The organism is Povalibacter uvarum, assembly GCF_014202975.1.
Taxonomy (GTDB): Bacteria; Pseudomonadota; Gammaproteobacteria; order Steroidobacterales; family Steroidobacteraceae; genus Steroidobacter; species Steroidobacter uvarum.
On sequence record NZ_JACHHZ010000001.1, the window covers coordinates 317,904 to 344,355 of the forward strand.

Annotated in this window: 26 protein-coding genes; 12 read left to right on the forward strand and 14 right to left on the reverse strand. The window is 63.7% G+C overall.

Going from position 1 to position 26,452, the window contains the following annotated elements:
• Position 1: 1 nt before the first annotated feature.
• From HNQ60_RS01280 to HNQ60_RS01300, 5 genes are all read right to left on the reverse strand, one after another.
• A complete protein-coding gene (locus tag HNQ60_RS01280) occupies positions 2-571 on the reverse strand; it encodes an Rnf-Nqr domain containing protein (protein WP_184329211.1) in 570 nt (189 codons plus the stop codon).
• 71 nt (positions 572-642) lie between these two features.
• Positions 643-2,766: a methionine--tRNA ligase gene (gene metG, locus HNQ60_RS01285; RefSeq protein WP_184329212.1), complete on the reverse strand. Its 2,124-nt coding sequence runs from the start codon at positions 2,764-2,766 to the stop codon at positions 643-645.
• An 81-nt stretch (positions 2,767-2,847) separates the two neighbouring features.
• Entirely contained in the window at positions 2,848-3,969 is a 1,122-nt protein-coding gene (locus tag HNQ60_RS01290; protein ID WP_184329213.1) for a type IV pilus twitching motility protein PilT, read from the reverse strand.
• A gap of 4 nt (positions 3,970-3,973) precedes the next feature.
• Positions 3,974-5,068, reverse strand: coding sequence for a type IV pilus twitching motility protein PilT (locus HNQ60_RS01295; RefSeq protein WP_184329214.1), 1,095 nt, complete (start codon positions 5,066-5,068; stop codon positions 3,974-3,976).
• Between the two features lie 131 nt (positions 5,069-5,199).
• Positions 5,200-7,599 (reverse strand): HEAT repeat domain-containing protein, encoded by a 2,400-nt coding sequence (locus HNQ60_RS01300; RefSeq protein WP_184329215.1) that lies wholly within the window; start codon positions 7,597-7,599, stop codon positions 5,200-5,202.
• Positions 7,600-7,960: 361 nt separating this feature from the next.
• Between HNQ60_RS01300 and apbC the strand changes: the two genes are divergently transcribed.
• Positions 7,961-9,055, forward strand: coding sequence for an iron-sulfur cluster carrier protein ApbC (apbC, locus tag HNQ60_RS01305; RefSeq protein ID WP_184329216.1), 1,095 nt, complete (start codon positions 7,961-7,963; stop codon positions 9,053-9,055).
• Between the two features lie 95 nt (positions 9,056-9,150).
• Entirely contained in the window at positions 9,151-9,714 is a 564-nt protein-coding gene (gene dcd / locus HNQ60_RS01310) for a dCTP deaminase (protein ID WP_184329217.1), read from the forward strand.
• Positions 9,715-9,771: 57 nt separating this feature from the next.
• On the opposite strand, the gene HNQ60_RS01315 is transcribed toward dcd, so the two are convergent.
• Genes HNQ60_RS01315 through purM form a run of 3 tightly spaced genes read right to left on the reverse strand, consistent with a single transcriptional unit; the run spans position 9,772 to position 12,222 of the window.
• Positions 9,772-10,521, reverse strand: a complete 750-nt coding sequence (locus HNQ60_RS01315) for a DUF3108 domain-containing protein (RefSeq protein ID WP_184329218.1) — start codon at positions 10,519-10,521, stop codon at positions 9,772-9,774.
• 1 nt (position 10,522) lies between these two features.
• A complete protein-coding gene (purN, locus tag HNQ60_RS01320; RefSeq protein ID WP_184329219.1) occupies positions 10,523-11,197 on the reverse strand; it encodes a phosphoribosylglycinamide formyltransferase in 675 nt (224 codons plus the stop codon).
• On the reverse strand, positions 11,194-12,222 hold the full coding sequence (purM, locus tag HNQ60_RS01325) for a phosphoribosylformylglycinamidine cyclo-ligase (RefSeq protein WP_184329220.1): 1,029 nt from the start codon (positions 12,220-12,222) through the stop codon (positions 11,194-11,196). Before purM ends, purN begins: the two co-directional genes overlap by 4 nt.
• A 127-nt stretch (positions 12,223-12,349) precedes the next feature.
• On the opposite strand from purM, the gene HNQ60_RS01330 reads away from it, so the two are divergent.
• The 3 genes from HNQ60_RS01330 to hda are packed head-to-tail and all read left to right on the forward strand — an operon-like array spanning position 12,350 to position 14,652.
• On the forward strand, positions 12,350-13,354 hold the full coding sequence (locus HNQ60_RS01330) for a DUF2066 domain-containing protein (protein ID WP_184329221.1): 1,005 nt from the start codon (positions 12,350-12,352) through the stop codon (positions 13,352-13,354).
• A 24-nt stretch (positions 13,355-13,378) separates the two neighbouring features.
• Positions 13,379-13,954, forward strand: a complete 576-nt coding sequence (locus HNQ60_RS01335) for a CDP-alcohol phosphatidyltransferase family protein (RefSeq protein ID WP_184329222.1) — start codon at positions 13,379-13,381, stop codon at positions 13,952-13,954.
• 2 nt (positions 13,955-13,956) lie between these two features.
• Positions 13,957-14,652 carry a DnaA regulatory inactivator Hda gene (gene hda, locus HNQ60_RS01340; protein ID WP_184329223.1) on the forward strand — a complete coding sequence of 232 codons (696 nt, stop codon included), beginning with the start codon at positions 13,957-13,959 and terminating at the stop codon, positions 14,650-14,652.
• 11 nt (positions 14,653-14,663) lie between these two features.
• On the opposite strand, the gene HNQ60_RS01345 is transcribed toward hda, so the two are convergent.
• Together HNQ60_RS01345 and wrbA are read right to left on the reverse strand one after the other, a co-directional pair.
• Positions 14,664-15,020 (reverse strand): DUF2069 domain-containing protein, encoded by a 357-nt coding sequence (locus HNQ60_RS01345; protein ID WP_184329224.1) that lies wholly within the window; start codon positions 15,018-15,020, stop codon positions 14,664-14,666.
• Complete coding sequence (gene wrbA / locus HNQ60_RS01350) at positions 15,017-15,616, reverse strand: NAD(P)H:quinone oxidoreductase (protein ID WP_184329225.1); 600 nt, start codon at positions 15,614-15,616, stop codon at positions 15,017-15,019. Before wrbA ends, HNQ60_RS01345 begins: the two co-directional genes overlap by 4 nt.
• 176 nt (positions 15,617-15,792) lie before the next feature.
• On the opposite strand from wrbA, the gene HNQ60_RS01355 reads away from it, so the two are divergent.
• Positions 15,793-16,110 (forward strand): DUF4398 domain-containing protein, encoded by a 318-nt coding sequence (locus HNQ60_RS01355; protein ID WP_184329226.1) that lies wholly within the window; start codon positions 15,793-15,795, stop codon positions 16,108-16,110.
• Positions 16,111-16,132: 22 nt separating this feature from the next.
• Positions 16,133-16,420, forward strand: a complete 288-nt coding sequence (locus HNQ60_RS01360) for an acylphosphatase (protein WP_184329227.1) — start codon at positions 16,133-16,135, stop codon at positions 16,418-16,420.
• 55 nt (positions 16,421-16,475) lie between these two features.
• On the opposite strand, the gene HNQ60_RS01365 is transcribed toward HNQ60_RS01360, so the two are convergent.
• Entirely contained in the window at positions 16,476-17,042 is a 567-nt protein-coding gene (locus HNQ60_RS01365) for a transglycosylase SLT domain-containing protein (RefSeq protein ID WP_184329228.1), read from the reverse strand.
• A gap of 255 nt (positions 17,043-17,297) precedes the next feature.
• Between HNQ60_RS01365 and HNQ60_RS01370 the strand changes: the two genes are divergently transcribed.
• From HNQ60_RS01370 to HNQ60_RS01390, 5 genes are all read left to right on the forward strand, one after another.
• The gene (locus HNQ60_RS01370) at positions 17,298-18,092 is read left to right on the forward strand and encodes a CDP-alcohol phosphatidyltransferase family protein (RefSeq protein ID WP_221303960.1); all 795 of its coding nucleotides are present in this window, start codon (positions 17,298-17,300) and stop codon (positions 18,090-18,092) included.
• A 3-nt stretch (positions 18,093-18,095) separates the two neighbouring features.
• The gene (locus tag HNQ60_RS01375) at positions 18,096-18,914 is read left to right on the forward strand and encodes a uracil-DNA glycosylase (RefSeq protein WP_184329229.1); all 819 of its coding nucleotides are present in this window, start codon (positions 18,096-18,098) and stop codon (positions 18,912-18,914) included.
• A gap of 10 nt (positions 18,915-18,924) precedes the next feature.
• Positions 18,925-19,431 carry a ribosomal protein S18-alanine N-acetyltransferase gene (gene rimI, locus HNQ60_RS01380; RefSeq protein ID WP_221303961.1) on the forward strand — a complete coding sequence of 169 codons (507 nt, stop codon included), beginning with the start codon at positions 18,925-18,927 and terminating at the stop codon, positions 19,429-19,431.
• Between the two features lie 189 nt (positions 19,432-19,620).
• Positions 19,621-21,216 carry a peptide chain release factor 3 gene (locus HNQ60_RS01385; RefSeq protein WP_184329230.1) on the forward strand — a complete coding sequence of 532 codons (1,596 nt, stop codon included), beginning with the start codon at positions 19,621-19,623 and terminating at the stop codon, positions 21,214-21,216.
• A gap of 146 nt (positions 21,217-21,362) precedes the next feature.
• A complete protein-coding gene (locus HNQ60_RS01390; protein ID WP_184329231.1) occupies positions 21,363-22,616 on the forward strand; it encodes an MFS transporter in 1,254 nt (417 codons plus the stop codon).
• A gap of 19 nt (positions 22,617-22,635) precedes the next feature.
• On the opposite strand, the gene HNQ60_RS01395 is transcribed toward HNQ60_RS01390, so the two are convergent.
• Genes HNQ60_RS01395 through HNQ60_RS01405 form a run of 3 tightly spaced genes read right to left on the reverse strand, consistent with a single transcriptional unit; the run spans position 22,636 to position 26,437 of the window.
• Entirely contained in the window at positions 22,636-23,484 is an 849-nt protein-coding gene (locus tag HNQ60_RS01395) for a M90 family metallopeptidase (RefSeq protein ID WP_184329232.1), read from the reverse strand.
• 23 nt (positions 23,485-23,507) lie between these two features.
• Positions 23,508-25,463: a transglutaminase TgpA family protein gene (locus HNQ60_RS01400; RefSeq protein ID WP_184329233.1), complete on the reverse strand. Its 1,956-nt coding sequence runs from the start codon at positions 25,461-25,463 to the stop codon at positions 23,508-23,510.
• Positions 25,460-26,437 (reverse strand): DUF58 domain-containing protein, encoded by a 978-nt coding sequence (locus HNQ60_RS01405; RefSeq protein ID WP_184329234.1) that lies wholly within the window; start codon positions 26,435-26,437, stop codon positions 25,460-25,462. The genes HNQ60_RS01400 and HNQ60_RS01405 overlap by 4 nt, the downstream gene beginning before the upstream one ends.
• Between the last annotated feature and the right edge of the window lie 15 nt (positions 26,438-26,452).

Genomic DNA, 26,452 nt, shown 5'->3' on the forward strand with positions numbered 1-26,452 from the left:
GTCAGTCGCCCAGGATGCCGATCAGTCCCATCAGCGAGAGCGCCATCAAGCCCGTCGTGATGAGGGCGAGCGGCGCGTCGCGGAAGGCGGCCGGCGCATTCGCCTGGCGGATACGCTGCTGCAACGTCGTGAATGCGAGCAGCAGGAGTGCGAACAGGATACCGAGCCCGATGCCGGCCCAGACTGCATTGCTGAACCGATCGATCCCGGTGCTCAGCAGCGCCACGCCGAGCACGGCGCTGTTCGATGTCATCAGCAGGGTGAACATCGGCTGCACCGGTGTCCAGCGCGAGGATCTCGCCATGACTGATGAGAGGATCTGCGCCAGGAGAAGAATGAGGATGACGAGGGCGAAGGTGCGCAGGTAGCCCAAAGCGAAGGGCTCGAGGATCAATCTCTCCAGTGCGTAGCCGAGCGGCGCGACGACGGACAGGAGGGCCAGCGAGCCGACAGCGATCCCAGTGGTCGCATCGAACTCATCGGTCTGTTCGAACGCTCTCAATCCCGTCAGCGCCGGCGCGTAGTGGCAGACCAGGACGGCGCTGAGCAAGATCAGAAGGAGCGAAGACATGACGGAGAAGCGGTTGGCGGTTGGCGGTTAGCGGTTCGCAAGAGCCCGAAGGGGCGTCCGCTAACCACTGGTCACTTCACTTTCATGCCCGGGGTGGCGCCTGCGTCCGGCGACAGCAGGAAGATGTCTTTGCCGCCGGGGCCCGCGGCGAGAACCATTCCTTCCGACGTGCCGAACTTCATCTTGCGGGGTTTGAGATTGGCAAGCACCAGCGTCAGGCGGCCGACGATCTGGTCCGGGGTGTACGCAGAACGGATACCCGCGAACACCGTGCGTTGCGCATCGCCGATGTCGACCGTGAGCTTCAGCAGCTTGTCCGCGCCTTCGACGAACTCGGCCGCGAGAATCTTCGCGACGCGGATGTCGATCTTCGCGAAGTCGTCGACGGTGATTTCGCCTGCGGGGGGCTGCTGGCTACTGGCTTGCTGGCTGCTGGCCGGAGCCTCGGGTTGCTTCTTTGCGGCTTCGTTCGCGCTTTCGAACAAAGCATCGAGTTGCTTCGGGTCGACGCGCGTGATCAGCGGCTTGAAGGTGCCGAAGGCATGGCCGGTCGGCAGGAACTTCGCCGGCGTCGAGCCTTGGGCGAACAGATCCCACGTGAGCGGGCCACTGTTCAGATACTCCTCCGCTTGTTCGGCCAGCGCCGGAAGGATGGGCTTCAGGAACAGCGTGAGTGCCTTGAACGTCGCGATGGCGGACGCGCAGATCTCGCCGAGTTTCTGCAGATTGGCGGCGTTGCTGGCCGCGTCTTTCGCGAGGATCCAAGGCTTGTACTGGTCGACTTCGGCATTGACCTTGTCGGCGATCTCCATCGCAAGGCGGATCGCGCGGCTGAACTCGCGTTCTTCGAACGACTCGCGGATCTCATTCGCGCGCTCGAAGGCCGCGCTCAGGGCCGCGGTCTGCGCAGGCAGGGCGGGCATGCGGTTGTCGAAGAACTTCGCAAGGAACGGCGCCATCCGGCTGGCGATGTTCACGTACTTGCCGACGAGATCCGAGTTCACGCGCGCGACGAAGTCTTCCGGGTTGAAGTCGATGTCTTCGACGTTCGCATTGAGCTTCGCCGCGATGTAGTAGCGGAACCACTCGGGATTCATGCCGACTTCGAGATACCGTAGCGGACTGATGCCAGTGCCGCGCGACTTGGACATCTTCGCGCCGGACACGGTGATGAAGCCGTGGACGTAGACGTTGTTCGGCACCTTCTGTTTCGCGAACTTCAGCATCGCGGGCCACAACAGCGTGTGGAAGTAGATGATGTCCTTGCCGATGAAGTGGATCTGCTCGACGTCGGGCGCAGCGAGGAATTCCTCGTAGCTGCGCGATTCGCCGTTCGCACGCGCCTTGCCGCTGTCGAAGTAGTTCTTCAGCGAAGCGAGATAGCCGATCGGTGCATCGAACCACACGTAGAAGAACTTGCCCGGCGCGTCCGGAATCGGAATGCCGAAGTAGGGTGCATCGCGCGAGATGTCCTTGTCGGTCAGCTCCTGATCGCCCTGGCCTTCGAGCCATTCACTTGCCTTGTTCTTGACGGCAGGCTGAAGGCGCGGCGTTCCGTCGACCGTCGCGTTCAGCCATTCGCGCATGAACTGCTTGCAGGCCGGATCGGAGAGCTTGACGAAGAAGTGATCCGACGTGCGACGCACGGGTGTGGCACCGGACAGCGTCGAGCGCGGATTGATGAGATCCGTCGGTTCGTACGCCTTGCCGCATGCCTCGCACGCGTCTCCGTACTGATCCTGCGTGTGGCAGTTCGGGCATTCGCCTTTCACATAGCGATCGGCGAGGAACATGTTCTTGACCGGATCGAAGAACTGTTCGACCGGGCGCTTCTCGACCAGCCCGGCCGCATCGAGATTGCGGAAGATGAGCTGCGTGAGCGCGGTGTTCTCCGGCGAGTGCGTCGAATGCCAGTTGTCGAAGTGGATGTGAAAGCCGTTCAGATATTTCGGCCGGTCTGATGCGATCCGGTCCACGAGCTGCTCCGGCGTGATCCCTTCGGCTTCCGCCTTCAGCATGATCGGCGCACCGTGCGCATCGTCAGCGCCCATCCAGTGAACCTTGTTGCCCACCATGCGCTGGAACCGCACCCAGATGTCCGCCTGGATGTACTCCATGATGTGCCCGATGTGGAACGGACCGTTCGCGTAGGGCAGTGCCGTCGTGACGAAGAGATGGCGCGGGCTGGAAGTCATTGGGGAGGCTGGCAAATCCGGGAGAAAGGCGGGGGCGGATTATGCCATGGCGGCCGTCGGGGGCGCGGGGCGCGTCACCCGCTACCCCACGTCTTTCAGATGCTCGAATTTCGTCTTCGTAATGGCCTTCTTGTAGGCCTCTTTGCCCGTGATGATGGCTTTGTCCAGCAGGTCCTGGATGGCCGAGTCCATCGTCTTCATGCCGTGAGAGGCGCCACTCTGCATGGTGTTCTCGAGCTGGTCGAGTTTGCCCTGGCGGATCAGGTTGGCGACAGCCGGAGTGTTCACGAGGATTTCCAGTGCGGCGACACGGCCGGGCTTGCCGGCCCGCGGGATCAGTTGCTGAGAAATCACGCCGCGCAGCGACGTTGAAAGCATCGCGCGCACGTGCGACTGCTTGTCGGCCGGGAACGCGTTGACCATGCGATCGACCGTCGGCGCAGCGCCGTTCGTGTGCAGGGTGCCCATCACGAGAATGCCCATCTCGGCGGCGGTGACCGCGATGCTCATCGTTTCGTAGTCGCGCAACTCGCCGACCAGGATGACGTCGGGATCTTCGCGCAAGGCGGAGTGCAGGGCGTCGGCGAACGACGGGCTGTGGGTGCCGATCTCGCGCTGGCTGATCAGGCAGCTCTTGCGCGGATGGACGAATTCGATCGGGTCTTCGATCGTGAGAATGTGGCCTTTCAGGCGCGCGTTCATGTCGTCGATCATCGCGGCGAGCGTCGTCGATTTGCCGGAGCCGGTCTTGCCCGTCACGAGGATCAGGCCGCTGTTCACCTTGCACAGGTTGCGTACGGCGTCCGGCATGTTGAGCTGATCGAGCGTCAGCGCTTTCGACGGGATCGCCCGGCACACGCAGCCGAGTCCGTAGAGATGGCGCATCACGTTCACGCGGAAGCGCGAAACGCCCGGAATGATGTACGCGAAGTCGGCGCCGTGCTTTTCCTCGAGCCGCAACTGCGCGGCGCGGGGCATGATCTCCATGAGCACTTCCTGCACGAACTCCGGCTTCAGCGCGTCGGGACGCAGGTTGTGCAGTTCGCCGTACAGGCGGATGCGCGGCGGGTCGCCGGCGATGAAGTGCAGATCCGAGCCGTTGCGGCTCAGCACGTCCTTCAGGAACTCGTCGATCTTGCGCGGGACGTACTGATTGCTCGTACCGCCCGTCGCGGGAGAGGTGCCGGTGGCTTCGGTGCTCATGGAATTATCCCGGCGCCAGATCCAGCTTCGGCAGAACGCTGGTATCCGTGACGTAGCGGGCGAAGAGTTTCTTGTCGGACGCGTAGACGTAAGCGTCGTCGGCGTCGATTTCCTTGGCCTGCACGTTGGCGAGCAGGGCCTGGTCGAGCATCTGCATGCCGAGGTCCTTGCCCGTCTGCAGCTGCGAGGGAATCTGATGGGTCTGGTCCGTCATGATCAGCTTCGCGATCGCGCGCGTGACGATCATGATTTCGCAGATCGCCTTGCGGCCGCGCTGATCCGGCGTCTTGACCAGTACCTGCGTGACGACGGCGATCAGGCTCTGCGAAAGGAAGCTCTTCGTCTGCTCGCGCTCGTCGGCCGGCAACGCGTCGACGATACGATCGATCGTCTTCACGGCGCCGGTCGTGTGCAGGGTGCCGAGGACCAGGTGGCCGGTTTCGGCGGCGGTCATCGCCCAGCGGATCGTTTCGGCGTCGCGAAGCTCACCGACCAGGATCACGTCGGGGTCTTCGCGCATCGCTGCGCGAACGCCTTCGGAGAAGGAGGGCAGGTGCGTGTTCAGCTCGCGCTGGATGACCTGGCTCTGCTTGCTCTTGTGCACGAACTCGATCGGATCCTCGAGGCTGATGATGTTCACCCGGCGTGTCTGGTTCAGGTGATCGATCATCGCGGCCAGCGTCGTGGACTTGCCGGTGCCGGTCGAGCCGGTCACCAGGATCATGCCCTGGTGGTTGTCGCAGAGCTTCTTGATGGTGGGCGGCAGGCCCAGCCGGTCGAGCGTCGGGACCTCGGACGGAATGGCCCGGAACGTGGCGCCGACTCCGGTGTCCTTGCGGAACACGTTGACGCGGAAGCGGCCGCCGTTGGCCGAGACATACGAGAAGTCCACGTCGAGGCCGCGGCGCAGCTGCTCCTGGTTCGGCTTGCTCATGATCTCGGCGACATAGCCCTCCAGTTCCACCTGGCTCAGGTCGCGGAACTTGATGGGCATCAGGTCGCCGTACATCCGCAGCATCGGCGGGAGGCCGACGGCGAAATGGATATCGGAGCATCCCTGGTCGGTGCCGAGCTTGAGGAAGGCGTCAATGCGGGCCATGCGGTGGCGATGGGCTCAAATGGCTTGTCTGCCAACAGCCTACAGGGGATTGGCTCCCGCGGGGAGGGGGCGGGCAATCCATCGGACGAAGTGGCGAATGGCGGGGACGAGTGGCCCCGCCCGGAGTGAGCTCAGAGAGCCCTTTCGAGAGCGGCGCGCATCTCGTCCATGCTCTGGAACCGTTTCGCCTTATCGACGGCCATGGCCTGGACCACGATGTCGGCGAGCGGCCTGGGCAATGAGGGATTTACCTCAAGCGGCGACTTGGCCTTTCCCTGAACGTGCTGGTACATGACGGACATGTGGTCGCCGCGGCTGTAAGGCGGTACGCCGGTCACCATCTCGTAGAGGATCACACCCAGGCTGTAGATGTCGGCCCGTTCGTCGACCTTCTTGCCCAGGATCTGCTCGGGGGCCATGTATTTCGGCGAACCGATGACGTAGCCGGTCTTGGTCAGCTGCGTATCGCCTTCCTTGTGGGCGGCGGCGACGCCGAAGTCCACGATCTTGAGCAGGTGCTCGTTGTTGATGAGCACGTTGGCGGGCTTCAGGTCGCGATGCACGATGCCGGCCTGGTGCGCGACCGACATGCCGGTCGCGATGTCGATGCCGTACTGCACGGCGCGCTTCAGATCGAGCGGTTTCTCGTTGACGATCTCGGCGCCGAGCGTATGCGACGGGAAATACTCCATCGAAATGGCGTAGTTGCCGCGCATGAAAAGGAAGTCGTAGATGCGGATGACGTTGCGGTGCGTGATCTTGCGCGAGTAGCGCAGTTCGTGCACGAAGCGCTTCATCATCTCCTCGTCCTGGGAGACGTTCGGGTTCAGGAACTTGAGGATCAGGCGTTCCTCGACGACGGTGTCTTCCACCAGTACGACCGTGCCGAAGGCGCCCTTGCCGATCTTTTCGATGAACTTGTAGCGGCCCTCGAGAATCTCGCCCGGCTTGAGCGCCGCGACGTCGAGCTTCTGCGAAGTCGCTGCCGATTCCTCGGCCTTCTTGATGACCTGATCGACGTCGCCCTTCTCGATGAGCAGCGTGCGCGCCGGCTCCGCCATGCGGCTGGCCTTGGCCTGCGCCGCGATGGCCGTGCTCGAGTACTTGTTGTCGAGCTCTTCGACCGCGTGCACGGCTGCCTGCATGATCGTCTGGTCGCTGGTCGTCGAGCCGACGGACTGGATGTAGTTGCGCACGCTGTCCGCGCGCTTGTCGTCGGTGAGGCGCACGAGCGCATTGATCGCCTCGACCTTGATTTCCTTCTCGGGCCGGTCGAGCAGCTTGATCATCGGCTCGATGGCCTTGATGTCACCGATCTTGCCGAGCGCACGAATCGCCGCGGGCAGCGAGCGGGTGTTGTCGGATGCGAGCAGCTCGATCAGCACGGGCACCGCCCGCTTGCTGCCGATTTCGCCGAGCGCATCGATGGCGCGTTCGCTGACCCACCAGTCCTTGTCGCGGGTGGCCTCCAGCAGGAAGTTGACCGCCCGCTCGTCCTTGGTCTGGTTGAGGATCTCGATCGCCGCGCGACGGACTTCCTCGTCCTCGTCCTTGATGAGCTCGATGACTGCATCGACGACGCGAGGACCACCGATCTTGCCGAGGGCGTCCGCGGCGCGAGTGCGAACCCACCAGTCGTCATCCTTGATGACTTGCAGGAGATGCTTGATGTCCCGGGCCGTTCCCAGGTGATTGAGCACCTCGACGCCGGCGCGTCGTGCGTATTCGTTCTCGTCTTTGAGCACTTCGACGAGGTACTTCATCGTGTCCGGGTCTTTCGCGCGCACGACGACGTCGATCGCGCGGTTCTGAACTTCCAGGTCCGGATCTCGCAGCATCTGGCAGACGAGCGCCGTATTCACCGGGCCGTCCATCTTGCTGAGCGCGTTGAGCGCTGCCTGGCGGATCAGCTTGTTCGGATCCTTGAGCTGCGTCTGCAGCGCCGCCGATACTTCGGGCCGGTTGAAGCGCGACAGAATGCCGATGATGTGCATCCGCGCCGTCGTGTCCTTGCCGTCGATGCGGCTCGTGAGCTCGCCGACGGTGGATGCGTCCGCCAGCTCGCCGATGATGCGGAAGAGCGCGGCCTTCTCGTTCGACTCCTGGTTGTAGGCGTGCTGCAGGAGTTCGCGCACGGTGAAGCGGTTCTTCTGGGCGGCGATGATCTCGATCACCGCGGACTTGGAGACCTCTTCGCGGCCGAGCAGGTCGATCAGCATCGATGCGTTGTAGTTCGTGCTCGCCGTGAGCGCCCAGCCGACCGCCGCGATGGTGCGCGGGCTGCCATCGACGAGGCCCTGGGCGAGGATCGGGAACGTCTTGTTGTCTACGAGCTGCGCGAGGATCTCGACGTAAGAAGCGGTCTCGCGCTTATCGGCGACCGAAACGGCGTCGAGAATCTTGGGGATGGCGCCGGCGCCGATCTTGGCCAGCCTCTGGAACGCCTTCTGTGCGTCCGGATGAAGCGGGTCGCCGAGGGCTCTGATCTCCCCGATCAGACGTTCGGCTTTCAGGTCGGAAAAGAAACTCATCGAGTCGTCTCGGTATCCTTCGCTCCGGGCCGGGCTTTGAATGCGAATCCTGGTTCGCCCCAGGTTTTATTTCGCCAGATCCTCGCAAGCGTAACCGCCTCTGGCTGTGGGGCGAAATGAACCTTTGTCCGGTGCATTCGAGCGCTGGCGCGGATTATGCCACGACTGCTGCGCAGCAACCGCCCACCGCGCATCAGAATTTCCCTCATAGATGCGAGTTCCGGTGCTGCTACGAGGCTGCGCGGAAGCATGACGGGCGCATTCCGCTACAATCCGTGCCCCATTCGAGCCGCTTGGGGTTTTCCCTCAGCGGCCGTTTTCGCTCCCGCGCATGCGGGATTCATCCGGGACCGATCGCTACATGACCACTGAACGTGACACGGCGGTGCGCCGTCTTGTCGAATCTTTTCGCGAGCCCTATCTCGACCGCGAGCTCGGTGCCGTGGGCGCCGTCGAGAACGTGACCGTTGCCGGCGGCAACGTCCGGCTGAACATTCGCCTGGGATTTCCTGCGCGGCGCTACGCGAGTGAACTGACGGCTGCGCTCAGCGAGCAGGTCCGGTCGCTTGGCTGGGTCGAAGCAGTCGACGTGGATGTGCAATGGAAAGTCGAATCCCAGGCGGTCAAGAACAACCTGCGTCCGATTCAGGCGATCAGGAACATCATCGCTGTCGCATCGGGGAAGGGCGGGGTGGGCAAGTCGACGACCGCCGCCAATCTGGCGCTGGCGCTCGCTCACGAAGGCGCGGCCGTCGGTCTGCTGGATGCTGATATCTATGGGCCGAGCCAGCCGCGGATGATGGGCCTCGGCGGCGAGCGACCCGTGAGCCCGGATCAGAAATCGATGATCGCGCCCGAGGCATTCGGCGTGAAAGTGATGTCCATCGGCTTTCTCATCGACGAAGAACAGCCGATGGTTTGGCGTGGTCCGATGGTGACACAGGCGCTGGTGCAGCTCCTGGAAACCACGCGCTGGGGCGAGCTGGATTATCTGATCGTCGATATGCCGCCGGGCACCGGCGACACGCAGCTGACGTTGTCGCAACGGGTGCCCGTGAGCGGCGCCGTGATCGTCACGACTCCGCAGGACATTGCGCTGCTCGACGCGCGCAAGGGTCTGCGCATGTTCGAGAAGGTCGAGGTGCCGGTGCTCGGCATCGTCGAGAACATGAGCACGCACGTCTGTTCGAATTGCGGCCACGAAGAACACATCTTCGGTTCGGGCGGCGGCCGGCGCATGGCGCAGCAGTATGGCGTCGATCTCCTCGCCGAACTGCCGCTGGATATCCGGATCCGGGAAGAGATGGACCGCGGCGAACCCACCGTCGTCGCCGAACCCGACTCGCCGCTGGGCCGCGCCTACATCGACCTCGGCCGCCGAACCGCCGCACGGCTCGCCCGAAGGAGTTTCCAACCCGATGCACCGTTCCCGACCATCGAGGTCGAAGACACCTGATTCTTCGTCGAGGTTGACGATCGAGCATCAACCCCCGACATTTAACGTCTCACTCCCCCCAACCGCTAACCGCCAACCGCTAACCGCTACTCCTTATGACCATCAAGTCCGATCGCTGGATCCGTCGCATGGCCGCCCAGGGGATGATCGACCCGTTCGAGCCCGGCCAGGTCAGAGTCGCCAACGGCGGCAAGATCGTGTCGTACGGCACGTCCAGCTATGGATACGACGTGCGCTGCGCGAACGAATTCAAAGTGTTCACGAACATCAACGCGACGATCGTCGACCCGAAGAACTTCGATTCGGGCAGCTTCGTGGACCAGCAGTCGGACGTGTGCATCATTCCGCCGAACTCCTTCGCGCTGGCGCGGACGGTCGAGTACTTCCGCATTCCCCGCAACGTGCTGACGATCTGCCTGGGCAAGTCGACTTATGCACGCTGCGGAATCATCGTGAACGTGACGCCGCTCGAGCCCGAGTGGGAGGGTCACGTGACGCTGGAGTTCTCGAACACCACGACGCTGCCCGCGAAGATCTATGCGAACGAGGGCGTCGCCCAGATGCTCTTCCTGGAATCGGATGAAGTCTGCGAGACCTCTTACAAGGATCGCGGCGGGAAGTACCAGGGGCAGCGCGGAGTGACGTTGCCGAAGACCTGATTGGGGAGATGGGTGACCGGTGACGCGTGACGAGTCAGAAGGCCGGCTCGTCAGTCGTCACTGGCCGTGCGTCAGCTCCACCAGCGTCATCACCGTCTCCACCTTCCCCTTGCGTATCTGTTCCGCGCGGGCGGCGATGAACTCCAGCGATGGTGCGTGCCAGACGCGGGAAATCCGATTCGAATTCGGGCGCGTGCTTTCGTAGACGACGGTGTCCAGCGCGCCGAGCTTGGACTGCACTGTCTCGGTCTTGCCGCGCGTGTAGGTGTAGTGACGGATGTTGTCGCCGTTCACCATGGCGATCGTGCCGGGCTCGTGTCCCTGCAGCAGCGATGTCATCGCGCCCAGCTGAATCGACAGCCGATCCTGCATTCCCGGTTCGAGCGCCAGCTTGACGGGCTGGCCCTCGTAGCTGCCGCTGACGGTGAGATCGGTCCAGTTGAAAGTCAGCTGCCCGTCGCCCTTGTTGCCTGACTTGCCGTCATCGAGCTCCCACTGAACGGGCCGCAGGCCGTCTGGCGTCACTTCGAGAATCGTGCGTTCGAAGGCAGCGCTGCTGACGACGAAGCTCGCCAGCGCGGAAGGGCTGGCCCGGGTTTCCAGGACGTAGCGTTGCGGGCTGCTGTCCTGCCGGAACTCCATGCGAAGCGTGCCTGCATTCAGGCCGCGGAAAGTCACGGCATAGGTGGCAACGAACGGCTTCGGCAGCGTCGCTGTCGCTTGCGTCGCGAAGCTCATGAATACGAGCGAAGCGATCGCGAGCGATCGGGCGAACCACGCGCATTGGGCAAACCTGGCACGGTGCAATTCACTCTCCTTCCGTCGTCACGGGCTCATCGAGGCGTCTGCCATCGAGCCAGGCCCTGTCTTCGCGCAACTCGAGCCGGCCCTGCGCAAACCATTCGATGGCTTCGGGATAGATCCTGTGCTCCTGGCGCTGAACTCGCGCTGAAAGGTCAGCTTCGGTGTCGCCCACGAGCACTGGCACGCGTGCCTGAATAATGACTGGGCCGCCATCCAGTTCCTGTGTGACGAAATGCACGCTCACGCCGTGATGCGTGTCACCGGCCTCGAGCGCGCGACGATGGGTATGCAGCCCACGGTATTTCGGCAGCAGCGAGGGGTGGATATTCAGGATCCGGTCAGCAAAGGGGCCGATGAAATTCGGCGTCAGGATACGCATGAAACCCGCCAGCACGACGAGCGACGGCGAATAGGAAGCGACGAGACTGGCGAGAGCAGCGTCATACGCCGGGCGATCGGCGTAGTCGCGTGGACTCAGGGCTGCGGCGGGAATGCCGAACTCGGCGGCCGTCGCGAGCCCCACGGCGTCGGCGCGATCGCTGATGACCGCGCGGATTTCGACTGTGAGCTTTCCTTTCGTCGCCTGCTCCGCGATCGCTCGCATGTTGCTGCCGCGGCCGGAGATCAGAATGACGATCGGCAGAGGGGCCGATCGTTCGGACGCGGTGCCGCCGGTCATCCGTGGATGACCACGCCGCCGTCGCCGCGCCGGATCTCGCCGATCACCGCCGGTTGTTCGCCCTGTTCCCGCAGCAGCTTCACAGCCTTGTCGGCGTGCTCGGCGGCGACGGTGACTGTCATGCCGATGCCGCAATTGAAGGTGCGATACATCTCCTGCGAAGCGATGTTGCCTGTCTTCTGCAGCCAGTCGAACACTTCGGCGCGCTGCCAGGTTTTCGCACTCAGCTGGACCTCGAGTCCGCTGGGAACGACGCGCGGAATGTTTTCCGTGATGCCGCCGCCGGTGATGTGCGCGATGCCGTGGATCGGCACCGCTTTGGCGAGCGCGAGCAGCGGCTTCACGTAGATTCGCGTCGGTGCAAGCAGCGCGTCGTAAAGGAGACCAGAGCCGAGCTTCGTCGTCGCGCTGGCCTTGCCGACTTTGATGAGCTTGCGAATGAGCGAGTAGCCGTTCGAATGCGGGCCGGAAGAGGGCAGTCCGATGAGGACATCGCCCGGGCGCGTGCGACTGCCGTCGATGATGGCGTCCTTCTCCACGATGCCCACGCAGAATCCGGCGAGATCGTAGTCACCTTCGGCGTACATGCCGGGCATTTCTGCCGTTTCGCCGCCGATCAGCGCGGCGCCCGCCTGCACGCAGCCTTCGACGATGCCTTTGATGACCGACTCGGCGACGTCGATGCTCAGCTTGCCGGTGGCGTAGTAATCGAGAAAGAAGAGCGGTTCAGCGCCCTGGACGACCACATCGTTCGCGCACATCGCGACGAGGTCGATGCCGATCGTGTCGTGCCGGCCGGTCTCGATCGCAAGCCGCAGTTTCGTGCCCACGCCGTCGGTCCCGGAAACGAGCACGGGGCGCCGATACCGCTCGACGGGAATTTCGAACAGCGCGCCGAAGCCGCCGAGGCCGGCGAGCACTTCGGGCCGCATGGAGCGCTTGACGGCCGGTTTGATGCGTTCGACGAGTTCGTCGCCGGCTTCGATATCGACGCCGGCGTCTTTGTAAGTGATCGAGTCAGACATTCGAGCCTCTTGTGGCGGCGGCGGCCAGAGCGTGTGGGCTGGCGGCTACCGGCGGATATGGGAGCGTGTGGTATTTTACACGGCCAATATCCCATGGCGGGGATGCAAAGTTGCCCGACGGCCAGCAATGACTTCACGACTTCTCCCACGACTGCGGTTTCTCCTGTTGGCGGCGCTGCTGGCGGTCGCTCCGGCGTTCGCCGTGACCGTCCCGGACCTGTACGAGGTCGCGATGCCGGTCGCCGCCAGCCGGGATGCGGCTTTCGTGGACGCGCTGAAGGTGGTCGTCGTCCGGGTCAGTGGCCGCAGGGACGCCGCGGTCCGGCTGGGTGGGGCGCTGAACAATCCACGCCAGTACGTGCAGCGGTTCGGTTTCACCGCCGACAACGTTCTCCAGGTCGGATTTGACAGTGTTTCGGTGGACAAACTGCTCACCGATGCGGGGTTGCCGGTCTGGGGGCGCGAGCGGCCCGCGACACTCGTCCTGCTGAATGTGCAGGCCACCGACGGCTCCTCTTACTGGATCGATTCCGCGGCCTCCACCGTCGAGCGGGAAGCGATCAGCCGGGCCGCCAAACAGCGTGGGCTGCCGATCATCTGGCCGGAAATGACGACTCAGGATCGGACACAGATCAATGCGGGCGTCGATGCCAGCGCCGACCCGTCGGCGTTGCTGCAGGCCGCAGCTCGTTACAACGCCAACGCAGCATTGCTCGGCACCGCGCGAACCGACGGCGCGGGCGGGCTTTCCGTGCGCTGGACCCTTGCTTCCGATGACGGCGCTGCAAGTGCCGCGGGATCACTGGAGGAGGGCGTCAATCTCGCAGCCGACACGTTCGCCCGCGTGTACTCGGCATCGGGCACGACGCTCGACAGCGTGATGGTCGAAGTGTCGGGGATCGGCAATCTCGGTGCGTATGCGACCACGCTCAACTATCTCGAAGGCATGACGCTGGTTCGTGGCGTCGCGGTGGAGCAGGTGCTCGGCGACACACTGCGATTCAAACTCGCGATCCGCGGCGACGCGACGACGCTGCGTCGGGCACTGGCGCTCGACGGCAAGCTCGTCCCGCTTGCGCCGGCGGACGCGGCGGCGCCGGTGGATCGTCTGCAGTTCCAGTATCAGCCTTAAGTTGCCGGCGCCGCGTTTCGCGAAATGTCGTCCAGCCTGCGTTTCATCCCGAATGCGCTCTGCATCCTGCGCATGCTCCTGGTGGTGCCGGTCGCCTGGCTGCTCGCGAATCATGAATTCCGCCTGACCCTCTGGCTCTTCGCCTTCGCGGCCGCTACCGACGCTCTCGACGGCTTTCTCGCCAAGCGCTGCGGATGGACGACGGAACTGGGCAAGATCCTCGACCCGCTCGCCGACAAGATCCTGCTCGTGGGAGTGTTCCTGACGCTGGCGATCATGGGGCTCGTGCCGCTGTGGCTGGCGATCACGGCGATCGGTCGCGACGTCATCATTACGGCCGGAGCAATCACCTATAACGCCCTCTTCGGCGAGATCGATGGTCATCCGACCTGGATCAGCAAAGTGAACACGCTGTGCCAGATCGTGTTCGTACTGCTGGTGGTCGCCGCGCATGCGGTTGGCCACGTGCCGCGGAATGTCGTCATCGGTCTCGGGGCGCTGGTGTTCGTGACGACCGTCATCAGCGGCATCGATTACGTGCTGACCTATTCGCGCAAGGCTGTCCATGTGAGTCGCCGCCGCCGCGGCCTGCCGGTCTGATCGTGACGAATCAACTTCCCCTGGGCGTGAAGCTGCGGGACAGCTCGGTCTTCGACAGCTTCCTGGCCGGCCGCAACGAATCGACGGTCGAAATCCTGCGCACGCTGCGCGCGGGCGAGCCGCCCACCTGCGTGTTCATTCACGGTGTTGCCGGAACTGGCAAGTCGCATCTCCTGCAGGCGATCTGCGCGAGGATGGGCGGGCAAGGGCAATCCGCCGCGTATCTGCCGCTTACGGATATCGCATCGATGGGGTCCGAAATCCTGACGGGCTGCGGTGAGCTCGCGTGCGTCTGCATCGACGACATCGAGACCATCGCGGGCGACCCTGCATGGGAGCGCGCACTCTTCGCGCTACATCAGCAACTCGATGAGCGGCAGGGCCGGCTGGTCGTTTCGGCGGTAGTGCCGCCGGCGGCGACCGGGATCGCGCTGGCCGATCTGCGATCGCGTCTCGGCGGAGGCTGGGTGCTCACGCTGCATTTGCTCGACGAATCGGAACAGATCGAAGCGTTGCGTCTGCGCGCGCAGATCCGCGGGTTCGAGCTGCCGCTGGAGACGGCTCAGTACCTTTTGCGCCGATTGCCTCGCGATATGGCATCACTTTGCGAGTTCCTGGATGAGCTCGACGACGCCTCGCTGGCCGCGCAACGCAAGCTCACGGTCCCGTTCGTACGGGAAGTGATCGACGGCAAGTGATCGACTGACGTTCATTCGCTCGGTGCGCGTGTCATTCGCAGATAGCCGATCAGCGTAACGAAGAGCAGCAATGCAAGCGCGAGGCAGGCTCCTGCCCAGGCACGCCGCTGCGGGTTCGCGATCGCTTCGGTCAGTCCCATCACGAAGTACGGAATCACGCACAGCGTTGCCCACGCATAGGTGCGGCGATTGCGCTGGATCACTCCTGGTAGCGGAGCCCACAGCGGAACGGTGAGCAGCAAGGCAACAGCGGCTCGCGCTACTGCGATCTCGCCCCACAGGTTCCACGCAAGCACGAGTGCGATGAGTGCCGCGAGCAAGCCGATCGTCGCGGTTCGCAACGATTCGGCCGTCGAAGAAGGCGTCACGGTGCGGCGCGCAGTTTGACTGCGACTTCAGCCACGCGCCGGCCGAGCAGTTGAGCGAGCGTCTTCTCGTCATCCGACAGGCGCGGCTGCGTCTCGCCACCGGCCACGTGGCTTGCGCCGTACGGCGACCCGCCGGTTCGCGTGTGATTCAGTGCCGCCTCGGTGTAAGGCAATCCGACAATGTACATCCCGTGATGCAGCAGCGGCAGCATCATGCTGACGAGCGTCGTCTCCTGTCCGCCGTGCATCGTCTGCGTCGACGTGAACACGCCCGCGGGTTTGTTGGACAGTGTGCCGCCGGCCCACAGAGCGCTCGTGCCGTCGAGGAAGTGCTTGAGCGGCGCAGCCATGTTGCCGAAACGGGTGGGGCTGCCGAGGATCAGCCCCGCGCATTCACGCAGATCGTCGTGCGTTGCGTAGGGCGGCCCGTCGGAAGGAACCGCCGGCTGCGGCTGGTCCACGGCGGTCACGACGGGCGGAACGGTGCGCAACCGCGCGGTCGCGCCGCTCACGGACTCGATGCCTCTGCAGACCTGTCGCGCGAGTTCGGCAGTGCTGCCTTTGCGCGAATAAAACACGACCAGTATTTCAGCCACGCAACGAAACTCCGCAAATGCTCCGTGAATTGAATCGATGGATGCGACGCGCTCGCCACCGGTGTGGGTTGAGCGCAACGCATCACGGGCGATAAACGCGACAGCATTGTATTCGCGGCTGTCTTGACGGTGTAGGTTGGCGTTGTTAGGTTCGATCGAAAATTCCAGCGCTCCTCATGGCTTACCTCTCATTGTCCGCATCGTTGCGTACGTTGCTGCTGACCCTCTTGTGTGTCGGGGTCTGCGGCTGCGCGGGCGCACCGGCCCAGGAGATGAGCAATGCGCGACAAGCCATCAAGGCCGCACGGGACGCCGGTGCCGCTGAAGTTGCTCCGCAGAAGCTGAACGAAGCGCAGTCCCTGCTGGAACAGGCCGAATCGAGTCTGCAGAAGGGCGACTACAAGGGCGCCCGCCGCAGCGCCGTCGCTGCCAAGGGCAGGGCCACCGAAGCGCTGAGCGCCGTCCAGCCCACGACCCGCAAAGAGTCCGGCTGACCGGATCTCACCCGCTCCCACAATGGCTTCCGTGATCGCACGCCGCTGCTTCGTCTCGGGCAGGGTCCAGGGCGTCTTCTATCGCGCATCGACCCGCCAGCGCGCCATCGAACTGGGCCTGAGCGGCTACGCCTGCAATCTGCCGGATGGACGGGTGGAGGTCCTGGCGGTCGGTGATCCCGCCGCCGTTCAATCGCTCGTCGATTGGCTCGCTATCGGTCCGCCCGCCGCCCACGTCACAAACGTCGACGTGTCGGACATCGCGCTTGATGAACTCGGAAAGCTCCCCGCGGGCTTCGCGACGAGATAGGGGGCGCGCGCTCGTTTCAGGCTAGTGGCTCGCGGCTGGCCGGCTACCAGCTTCTTCAGTTGTACTGCCACCGATTCGCCAGCCTCGTCAGCACCAGATCGGAGTACGTCCGCCTTCCGAGGCTCCCGTTGTATCTCGCCAATGCCCGGGCGTAGTCGCCCTTTTCGCGATCGAGGTAGAACTTCAGGATCGTGCAACCCATGCGAATGTTCTGCGGGATGCGCACGAGTTGCTCGTTCGTCATCCCGAGCTGTCGCGGCCAGAACGGCATGATCTGCATCAGTCCGACGGCCCCCGCATGCGAGACGGCCCAGCGGTCGAACCGGCTTTCGACATCGATCACCGACATCACCAGGCCCGGTGGCAGGTTCAGTCGCTTCGATTCGCAGTGAACGTGATAGAGGATTTCCGCGCGTTCCGCGGGATCCTTGAGGATGCGCTTGAGTTGCGGCTCCATGGCGGCGAGCCAGACCTGCTGATCGAATTTGTCCTCGAAGCACTGCTCGGCCTTCAGCGCCTGCTGCAGCAGCTTGCCGAGCTCGGGATCCTGCTGGCGATCGGCGAGGGCCGCGCCGGCGAGCGAACACAGAACGAGCAGCAGAATCGTGCGCAACGCGTGCATGACGAGGGAAATCCGTACCTGGCGGCATCGTGATATCGCGGCACCGGCGTTGCAGCGACCTGTGTCACAGCGCCGCGGTTGTTCCGTGTTGTCGGGTCCGCGGTGCGCACCCTATCATGGCGAAAAACGTCGATATACTGCCGCCCCCGGCCAGCGACCGAGGATCAGGTTGGGCCTGCGGCTCGGGTCAGGTGAGGAACCGCCGCCGCAACCGGGCATTTCCCCATTGAACACCGCCGCCGGAAAGAAGATCGCATGAGTGCCGACTCGGAATCGGAAATGCAGCAGGACAACGCGCAGGAAGCCCGGCCCGGACGGGGCGTGTACTGGCTCCCCAATCTGCTGACGACGGGTACGTTGTTCGGGGGCTTCTACGCCATCGTGGCCGCGATCGACGGCAATTTCGGGCGCGCGGCCACTGCCGTATTCATCGCGATGGTCTTCGACGGACTCGATGGCCGCGTCGCGCGATGGACCAAGACGCAGAGCGACTTCGGAAAGGAGTACGACAGCCTCTGCGACATGGTCGCGTTCGGGCTCGCGCCCGCGATCTTCGTCTACCAGTGGGGGATCGAGCGCATCGCGGATTACGGGCAGTTCTGGACGCGCTTCGGATGGCTCGCCGCATTCTTCTATGCCGTTGCCGCGGGATTGCGCCTCGCACGTTTCAATTCGCGCGCTGCTGTCGCCGACAAGCGTTATTTCGAGGGGCTGCCCAGTCCTTCCGCCGCGGCAACAGTCGCTGGCTTCATCTGGCTGGTGAGCGAAATCGAGGTCACCGGCCTGCCGCGGCTCGTTCTCGCGTTCACGGTTTCGATCATCGCGGGCGCGCTGATGGTCAGCAAATTCGCCTACTGGAGCGGCAAGGAACTGAACGTGCGCGGCCGCATCCCGTGGATGTACATGCTCGTCATTCCGCTGATTTACGTGCTGGTTTCGCTGGCGCCGCTGTCGTTGTTCGTCGCGTTCGGCACGTACGCGCTGTCCGGGCCGGGGGTCTGGCTGTGGGTCAAGATGACGAAGAAAAAGCGACCGGTCGAGAACGCGTAGCGCATGGATTCCCGACGTCTCCACTATCTGCAAGCGCTCGACATCGACGTCTGGCAACGGCGTGAGCTGATCGCGACCCGCCAGGCGGCCGCTGTCGTCGAGAAGCAGCAGCAGCCCAGCCCCGTGCGGCCGGCTGTCAGCGCGGTCGTGCCACCCGCGACAGTGTCGCAGCCCGTCATTGAGGAGCCGCCTCGCAAACCGGCGGCCGACAGCATCTTCTCGACTCCCGATGCGGCTGTGGCTGCAATGGACTGGGATGCGTTGACCGAGACAGTGCGCAGCTGCACTCGCTGCCCATTGCACACCACGCGAACCCAGGCGGTTTTTGGTGTCGGCAATCGCAGCGCACGCTGGATGGTCATCGGCGAAGCTCCGGGGGCGGACGAGGACCGGCAGGGCGAGCCGTTCGTGGGCAAGGCGGGGCAGCTGTTGAATTCCATGCTCCGGGCGATCGGACTGGCCCGCGAGGATGTGTTCATAGCGAACATTCTCAAGTCACGGCCGCCGGGCAACCGCGATCCGCGCCCCGACGAGGCCCGGGCGTGCATCTCCTACCTGATGCGGCAGATCGAGCTGGTCAACCCGACGCTCCTGCTGTGCGTCGGGCGCATAGCCGCACAAACCCTGCTCGAAACGGATTCGCCGATAGGTAAACTGCGCGGCAGGCTTCACCACCTGGCGTCCGGGCGTCCCATGATCGTCACGTATCATCCGGCCTACCTGCTGCGCAGCCCCGGCGAAAAGCGCAAATCGTGGGCGGATCTCGTGCTGGCGATGCAGACCTTCGAACAGCTCACGCAGGAAAAAGGCCGGGCCCAGTGAGCGCTGAACCGTGAGCGCCGAACTCGACCTCGCCACCCGGCTGCGCGACGTCCGCTTCCGTCCCATGACGATTCCGGACGTCAGTCTGGTCGCCGCGGTCGAGCAGGCGTCCTACCAGTTTCCGTGGAGCGAAGGCGTTTTCCGGGATTGCGTCCGGGTCGGCTATCTCTGCCGCGTCGTCGAATTCCGCGGCGAAGTCGGTGGCTACGGGATCATGTCGTTCGGCGCGGGCGAAGCCCACATCCTCAACGTCTGCATCCGGAAGGACCTTCGCACGCTCGGCGTCGGGCGTCGCCTGATGGATTACCTGCTGGATCGGGCGCGTGATGAGTACATGCAGGACATCTTTCTGGAAGTCCGGCCCTCCAATACCGTCGCGATCCGCCTGTACGAGTCGATGGGCTTTGAGCGGATCGGCGTGCGCAAGGGTTATTACCAGGCCGTCGGTGGGCGAGAAGATGCCCTGGTGTACAAGCTCGCCCTCGAGCCGAAGAGTGCGGTCAGCCCGTCGTCGTAGCAGGGCCGAAGAGGAAGATTTTCCACGGGGTACACGGGGAGCCACGGGGGAAGCACAGAAATAATCCCACCTGAATCCTCCCGTTCCCGGCAGGCGTCATTCTTCCCCGTGGTGCCCCGTGCTCCCCGTGGAGAATCCTCTCTTCTCTTCCGGGTACAATCCGCGCTCGATCCTCCCTCCCGGTACCCCATGCCTTCGCTTCAAGACGAAATTTCCCGTCGGCGTACGTTCGCCATCATTTCCCACCCGGACGCCGGCAAGACCACGCTCACGGAAAAACTGCTGTTGTTCGGCGGCGCGATCCAGCTCGCCGGCACGGTGAAGGGGCGCAAGGCGGCCCGGCACGCGACGTCGGACTGGATGGCGCTCGAACAGCAGCGCGGTATCTCGGTGACATCGTCGGTGATGCAGTTCCCGTACGACGGACGGATGGTGAATCTGCTCGATACGCCGGGTCACGAAGACTTCTCCGAGGACACCTACCGGACGCTGACGGCGGTGGACTCCGCGTTGATGGTCATCGACTGCGCGAAGGGCGTCGAGAATCGCACGATCAAGCTCATGGAGGTCTGCCGCCTGCGCGACACGCCGATCATGACCTTCATCAACAAGCTCGACCGCGAAGGGCGCGAGCCGATGGAGCTGCTCGATGAGATCGAGAAGATCCTGAAGATCTCGTGCGCTCCGGTGACGTGGCCGATCGGCATGGGACGCGCACTGCGCGGCATCTATCACCTGATCGAGGATCGGATCTACATCTACCAGGCGGCGGAGAAGGGCCGCGCCGGAACTGTCGCGACGATCGACGGATTGCAGAGCGACGAAGCCGGCGAATTCCTGGGCGACCAGGCGCAGGCATTTCGCGATGAGGTCGAGCTCGTGCGCGGTGCGGCTCCGGAGTTCTCGCGTGAGGAGTATCTCGCCGGCCGGCAGACGCCGGTCATGTTCGGTTCCGCGATCAACAATTTCGGCGTCACCGAGTTGCTTGCCATGTTCGTGGCCACCGCGCCGGGTCCGATGCCGCGCGCCACGACATCCCGTGAAGTCGCGGCGACCGAAGAGAAGCTCTCCGGTTTCGTCTTCAAGATCCAGGCGAACATGGATCCCGGTCACCGCGACCGGATCGCATTCATGCGGGTCTGCTCCGGCAAGTACACGAAGGGCATGCGCCTGTTCCATGTGAGGCTCGGGAAGGAAATGCGCATCAGCGATGCGCTGACGTTCCTTGCCGCCGACCGACAGCACACGGACGAAGCATTCGCCGGCGATATTCTCGGTCTGCACAACCACGGAACCATCAACATCGGCGACACCTTCACCGAAGGCGAGTCGATCATGTTCACCGGCATCCCGAATTTTGCCCCGGAAATGTTCCGGCGAGTCGTGCTGCGCGATCCGCTGCGAATGAAGGCGCTGCAGAAGGGACTCGATCAGTTGTGCGAGGAGGGAGCCACACAGGTGTTCCGTCCGTTGCGCAACAACGATCTCATCCTGGGCGCGGTCGGACAGCTGCAGTTCGATGTGGTCGCGTTCCGTCTGCAGGACGAGTACAGCGTTCAGGCGACATTCGACAACGTGAATGTCTTCACCGCCCGCTGGGTGTATTGCAACGATGCGAAGAAGCTCGAGGAATTCCGTGCGAAGGCTTACGAGAACCTCGCGGTCGATCACTCCGGCGCGCTCGTGTATCTCGCGCCGACACGCGTCAACCTGCAGCTGACGCTCGAGCGCTGGCCGGGCATCACGTTCAGGGAGACGCGCGAGCATCTGGCGGCGGCGGCTTAGTCGTCGCAAGAGGAGTTTCACACGGAGTTCACGGAGAACACGGAGAAGAATTTTTTTAACGTTTCTGATCCGGCCTCCGTGCTCTCCGTGCTCTCCGTGAACTCCGTGTGAAACTCCCGTTCCTGTTCGCATCCACGGAGAAGAAAATGGCATCAGCGGTGTGGAACAAGCAGACGGTTTCCTGGGCGCTCTTCGACTGGGGCAACTCGGCGTTTGCAACGACCGTGATGGTCGTGTTCTTCCCGGTCTTCTTCAAACAGTACTGGAGCGCGGACGTCTCGGCGACCGAGAGCACAGCGTGGCTCGCGTTTGCCAACGGCGGCGCGAGTTTCGTGCTGGCCGTGCTGGCGCCGTTGCTGGGAACGATCGGTGACCGGGGCGGCGCGCGCCTCAAATTCCTGTTCGGGTTCACGCTGCTCGGCGTCGTCACGACGGCGGGTCTCGCCTTCGTGCATCAGGGCGAGTGGCAGCTCGCAGCGATCCTGTTCGCGCTGGGCTCGATCGGATTCTGGGGCGGCATCATCTTCTACGATTCGCTGCTGATCGACGTCGCGCCGCGAGACAAGCTCGATACCGTTTCCGGTTTCGGCTACTCGATCGGCTATCTGGGTGGCGGCGTCCTGCTCGCCATCAATATCTGGATGACGCAGAAGCCGGAGTTCTTCGGGCTCGCCAACGCGACCGAGGCCGTGAAGGCATCGTTCGTGACCGTGGCCGTCTGGTGGGCATTGTTCGCCATTCCGATCTTCATGAACGTGCACGAGCGCAGTGCCCCAAGCGTCAGGAAGGGCCCGGCGTTGCGCGAGAGCCTCGCCGAGCTTGCGAAGACCGTGCGTGAAGTGCGTCGCTATCGCGGAGTGGTGTTCTTCCTGCTCTCGTACTGGATGTACATCGATGGCGTGAACACGATCCAGAAGATGGCTGTCGACTACGGGCTTGCGATCGGCCTGCCGTCCAGCAGTCTCGTCATGGCCATCCTGATGGTGCAGTTCATCGGTTTCCCCGCTGCGCTGCTGTTCGGCTGGATCGGTCAGCGCATCAGCGCCATCGTCGGCATCTTCATCTGTATCGCGGTCTATGCTGGTGTCACGGTCTATGCGACCGTGCTCAACACAGCGACGGAGTTCTTCATCATGGCAGCCGCCACGGGCTGCGTGCAGGGCGGTATCCAGGCACTCAGCCGCTCGTATTACGGCTCGATCATTCCCGCCGAGCGTTCAGGCGAGTTCTTCGGCTTCTACAACATGATGAGCAAGTTCGCCGCTGTGCTTGGACCGTTCCTGATGGGCGCCACGGCGCTGCTGACGGGAGACTCGCGCTCGGCAATCCTGTCGATCGTGGTGTTGTTTATCGGTGGCGCGGCGATGCTGGTGGTCGCGGCGAGGAACAGGGGAACGTGACGGGGTGACGCAGCCGAGGCTAAGACTCGTACGTCGCGCTTTCCTGCCATCGCGCCGGATCCACTCTGTAATACCTTCGCAGCTGTTCATACAGCCGCGGATGTTGCGCTTCGAGTTCCGCTGATCGCCCAAAGAACACTTCAGTCACGACCGCGAAGAACTCCGCGGGCGCCGTGGCTCCATACGGATCGATCAGCGTCGGCAGCCCGGCACCGAGGTTCGCGCGCAGCGCGTCGTATTCGCTCCAGAAGACTTGCGACCATTGGCGGAACGCTTCGGGGCTGCCGAGTCCGGGAGCACCATCCATCGTTTCATCTTCCATGTCGAGGTAATGCGCGAATTCGTGCATGACGACGTTGTGGCCGGCGCCGGGGCCTTCCTCGATGTCTTCCCAGGACAGAATGATGCGTCGCGAATCCCATGCCTGGCCCGACAGCACGCGATGACCTTCGGAGACGAGACCGGCGGGATCCCTGAACGTTTCAGGCACGATGAAGGGCGTGGGATACACGAGGATCGAGAGCAGATCGTCGTAGAGATGATTGCGCGGTACGCCAGGGCGGTTGATGACCAGCAGGCATGCGTTCGCCGCGATGATGACGCGCATCCGGTCGGTCACTTCGAGTCCGTTGCAGCCGACGAACGATTTCTCTTTGACGAATACGTAGATCAGGCCATGCAGCCGCTCGCGAACGTCGGCTGGGAGGCGGTGATAAACCGGGACGCTTGCCAGAAGCCAATCGCGCCATAGGGGTGGGAACGGCTGGCGGCTCTGCGCCACGCGCCGGCGGCTCTTCAGCCACGGTACGGCGAGAAACCAGAACAGTGCGCCGGCCGCGATGGCGATGGCTAGAAGTAGGGCGGGCATCCTGGGTCTATGTTGCCCTGAGGTCAGACTTTCAACTGGCTCACCAGAAATTTAAGACGGCTGAGCTGGGAGTCGAGGGGTGTCGGACCGTAACGCAGGCTCAGGTAGAGCGCGCGGATCTCAGCGAGGCCATCCCGCAGATCGGGCCTTGCCGCAGTGACGCGAGCCAGATAGTCGTTCGGTCCTTCGTAGGCAGCGCGCGGGAGTTGTCGACCCGCCAGCCTGCGGCAAAGCTGGTCGTAAGCCTGCGCGACCGGATCGCGCTGCCGCGAGCGGTATTGCCATGCCAGCCACGACGTCAATACGGCGAAGAATCCGATCAGCGAAATCACGAGCGCCGTTCCCAGGGCTTCCCAATCCGCGTTCTCGAAACCCAGGTCGTCGAGCAGGGAGCGCTGCTGCTGTTCGCCGAACTCGACGATCTGATCGTTCCAGAACGTGTTCGCGGCATCCCACGCGAGGCGCAGCTTCACCAGCGCGTCGAACTCGTTCAGCAGCCTGTCCGGGACCGGCTCGTTTTCACCGAGCGCAGCGGCCATGCCGCGTTGGACGCGTTCCGGTGCGACAGCCGCTGTCGGGTCGACGCGCACCCAGCCCTCGCCGTCGATCCAGACTTCCGACCAGGCATGCGCGTCCGACTGGCGAACGATGAGATAGCCGCCCATCGGATTGAACTCACCGCCCTGATATCCCGCCACGACACGGGCCGGAATGCCCGCGGCTCGTGCCAGCGTCGTGAAGGCCGAAGCGAAGTGCTCGCAGAATCCCTGCCGCGTGTTGAACAGGAAGTCGTCGACCGAGTCTGTTTCCAGGCGCGGCGGTTCCAGCGTGTAGTAGTACTGCTCGTCACGGAATTTCCGGAGGACGGCGTCGATGAAACCCCGGGTGTTTCCCGTGCGGGCGTAGATCTCCTGCGCGAGTGCTTTCGACCGTGGATTGTGTTGAGAGAGCCGCGTCTCCACGGTTCGTGCCGTGGTGGCGAGCGGCCCGTCGGATCGATACTGCGTGCGCGATTCCAGCGAGAACGTTCGCAGCGTTGAAATCCTGTGCGACGTTACGAGCTCGCTGTCGAATCTCTGGCTCACGCGCCGATCGGACCATGCGGTGACCGCATCCAGGCCGAATACCCATGACTGATTGTTCGGCTCGATGCTGATGTCGTACCGGTAGGTGGGGCCACTTGGGATGAGCGGCTGGCGGGGCAGGAACTGCTGCAGCCTGCGCCAGGTGCGACCATCGAACTGATGCAGGACGGGGCCGCGCCAGTAGCGCTCGTTCGGAGGGGGCATTTCACCTTCGAACCGCACCCGAAAGGCGATCGCCGAGGACTGGCTCAGTTCCGAGATGTCGCCCGGCGACATCTCATCGTCGATGCCTGTAGTGGCCGCGCCCCGGGGAGGAACCGACCAGAACTGTCCCGGCAATCTCGGAAAGAAGAGGAACAGCAGAACGGCCAGCGGCAGGGCCTGCAGCACCATCTTGCCGGTCAGGCCCAGCGCTTCGCGCATGCTCATCGGCGCTGTCTGATGGAGTCGCATCAGAGTGGCTGTCAGCACCCATGCGGTGACGAGCATCCACGGAAGACGCAGCAGCGACTGGTTGTAGAGGAAGCCTGCGAACACCAGCATGTAGGCGACGAATACGAGGACTGTCAGGTCGCGGCGATTCTGAGTCTCGAAGAGCTTCATTGCGCCCATCAACGCCAGCAGCGCGGTGCCCGCTTCGAGTCCGTTGAGCGTGCGATAGCTCACGAGCACGCCCAGCATGGCCGCGACGGCAATGGCAATGCGGACGAGTTTCGGCGGCAGTCGCCACTGCCGGACTTCGATCGTCATGCGCACCACGACTGCAACCAGGACCAGCAGGACGATCCAGATGTGGAGATCGGCGACGTGCGGAGTCAGAGCGAGCAGCAGTCCGCTGATGGCCCACAGCAGCTGCTGACCGAATCGAGGCAGCCGTGACAGCGCAGCCATCATGACTGCGTTTCCTCGAGGCCGTAGAGCGCCAGCGCGGTGAGGCAGCGCTGGCGATGCGCAGCCCCGATGTTCGTCCGGATATCCACACCGGGCAGCTTGAGTCCAAATGCGCGGCCTTCGGCGTGCGCATCCTCGATCCAGCGACAGAGTTGCGCGAGGCGGGCTTCCGTGCCGAGACCCGGCAGGCTCTCCCAATCGAATGTGTGCGAAGCGACAGCGGTGCCCGCGTAAACCTTCACGTGCAATCCCTGGCCGCGCGCGAATGCTTTCCATGCGATGCGTCTTGGCGAATCACCCGAGTGGAAGCTTCGCAGTCCAGCGAAGTCTTCGTCACCACGTGCTGATTCGTGCGTGCCGCCGATGTCCGTTTCGACCGGAGGCGGCGCCAGGCCGCGCGCCGCTGGCCGGGGATAAACCACGCACGTCATGTCCATGTGCAGATGCGCCCACGCGCGGAAGAGGCCCAACGGGTGGCGCGTAGAGATCTCGAAGTGATCCAGCTTGAGATAGCCGCGCCGGCCAGCGGGCAACTGCAGCGTCAGCACGCTCCGGCTGCCGGGTTCGATGCGCACCGGATCGGCCACGCCGAAGTCATTCCCGATCGTCACCTCGTGACGCGCAAGCGGCGCATCGTTCTCCAGCGCCACCCGGAAACGTGCTTCCTCGCCAGCGAACACAGGATCCGACGCGCCTGATGCAACGCGGATCGATGCGATGTTGCGATGGCAGTAGTGCATCGCCGTGAGGCCCAGCGATCCCAGCATGAAGCCGAGCCCGAGCGCGAGATTGTTCCCGTAGTTCATCGCGCCGAGGAACATCGCGAAGATCATCAGGCCAAAGACGACACCGAGGCCGGTCGGAAGGATGTAGATGCGGCGCCCGGACAGGACCGTGGGGTCGGCGTCGATGCCGTGACGTTTGCGGGCCCAGGCTCGGGTTCTTCGTCGCAGGCGTGCAATGAGCGAACGCAGCACGGCTTCAGGGCTCCG

Bases quoted from the DNA above. Each gene is read 5' to 3' on its own strand.
- HNQ60_RS01365 (WP_184329228.1), bottom strand. From the start codon at position 17,042: ATGCACGCGTTGCGCACGATTCTGCTGCTCGTTCTGTGTTCGCTCGCC.
- HNQ60_RS01395 (WP_184329232.1), bottom strand. From the start codon at position 23,484: ATGCCCGCCCTACTTCTAGCCATCGCCATCGCGGCCGGCGCACTGTTC.
- HNQ60_RS01335 (WP_184329222.1), top strand. From the start codon at position 13,379: ATGTCGTCCAGCCTGCGTTTCATCCCGAATGCGCTCTGCATCCTGCGC.
- HNQ60_RS01295 (WP_184329214.1), bottom strand. From the start codon at position 5,068: ATGGCCCGCATTGACGCCTTCCTCAAGCTCGGCACCGACCAGGGATGC.
- HNQ60_RS01400 (WP_184329233.1), bottom strand. From the start codon at position 25,463: ATGATGGCTGCGCTGTCACGGCTGCCTCGATTCGGTCAGCAGCTGCTG.
- purM (WP_184329220.1), bottom strand. From the start codon at position 12,222: ATGTCTGACTCGATCACTTACAAAGACGCCGGCGTCGATATCGAAGCC.
- HNQ60_RS01280 (WP_184329211.1), bottom strand. From the start codon at position 571: ATGTCTTCGCTCCTTCTGATCTTGCTCAGCGCCGTCCTGGTCTGCCAC.
- HNQ60_RS01360 (WP_184329227.1), top strand. From the start codon at position 16,133: ATGGCTTCCGTGATCGCACGCCGCTGCTTCGTCTCGGGCAGGGTCCAG.
- metG (WP_184329212.1), bottom strand. From the start codon at position 2,766: ATGACTTCCAGCCCGCGCCATCTCTTCGTCACGACGGCACTGCCCTAC.
- apbC (WP_184329216.1), top strand. From the start codon at position 7,961: ATGACCACTGAACGTGACACGGCGGTGCGCCGTCTTGTCGAATCTTTT.
- HNQ60_RS01300 (WP_184329215.1), bottom strand. From the start codon at position 7,599: ATGAGTTTCTTTTCCGACCTGAAAGCCGAACGTCTGATCGGGGAGATC.
- HNQ60_RS01330 (WP_184329221.1), top strand. From the start codon at position 12,350: ATGACTTCACGACTTCTCCCACGACTGCGGTTTCTCCTGTTGGCGGCG.
- HNQ60_RS01390 (WP_184329231.1), top strand. From the start codon at position 21,363: ATGGCATCAGCGGTGTGGAACAAGCAGACGGTTTCCTGGGCGCTCTTC.
- HNQ60_RS01290 (WP_184329213.1), bottom strand. From the start codon at position 3,969: ATGAGCACCGAAGCCACCGGCACCTCTCCCGCGACGGGCGGTACGAGC.
- HNQ60_RS01355 (WP_184329226.1), top strand. From the start codon at position 15,793: ATGGCTTACCTCTCATTGTCCGCATCGTTGCGTACGTTGCTGCTGACC.
- HNQ60_RS01370 (WP_221303960.1), top strand. From the start codon at position 17,298: ATGAGTGCCGACTCGGAATCGGAAATGCAGCAGGACAACGCGCAGGAA.
- HNQ60_RS01375 (WP_184329229.1), top strand. From the start codon at position 18,096: ATGGATTCCCGACGTCTCCACTATCTGCAAGCGCTCGACATCGACGTC.
- HNQ60_RS01385 (WP_184329230.1), top strand. From the start codon at position 19,621: ATGCCTTCGCTTCAAGACGAAATTTCCCGTCGGCGTACGTTCGCCATC.
- dcd (WP_184329217.1), top strand. From the start codon at position 9,151: ATGACCATCAAGTCCGATCGCTGGATCCGTCGCATGGCCGCCCAGGGG.
- purN (WP_184329219.1), bottom strand. From the start codon at position 11,197: ATGACCGGCGGCACCGCGTCCGAACGATCGGCCCCTCTGCCGATCGTC.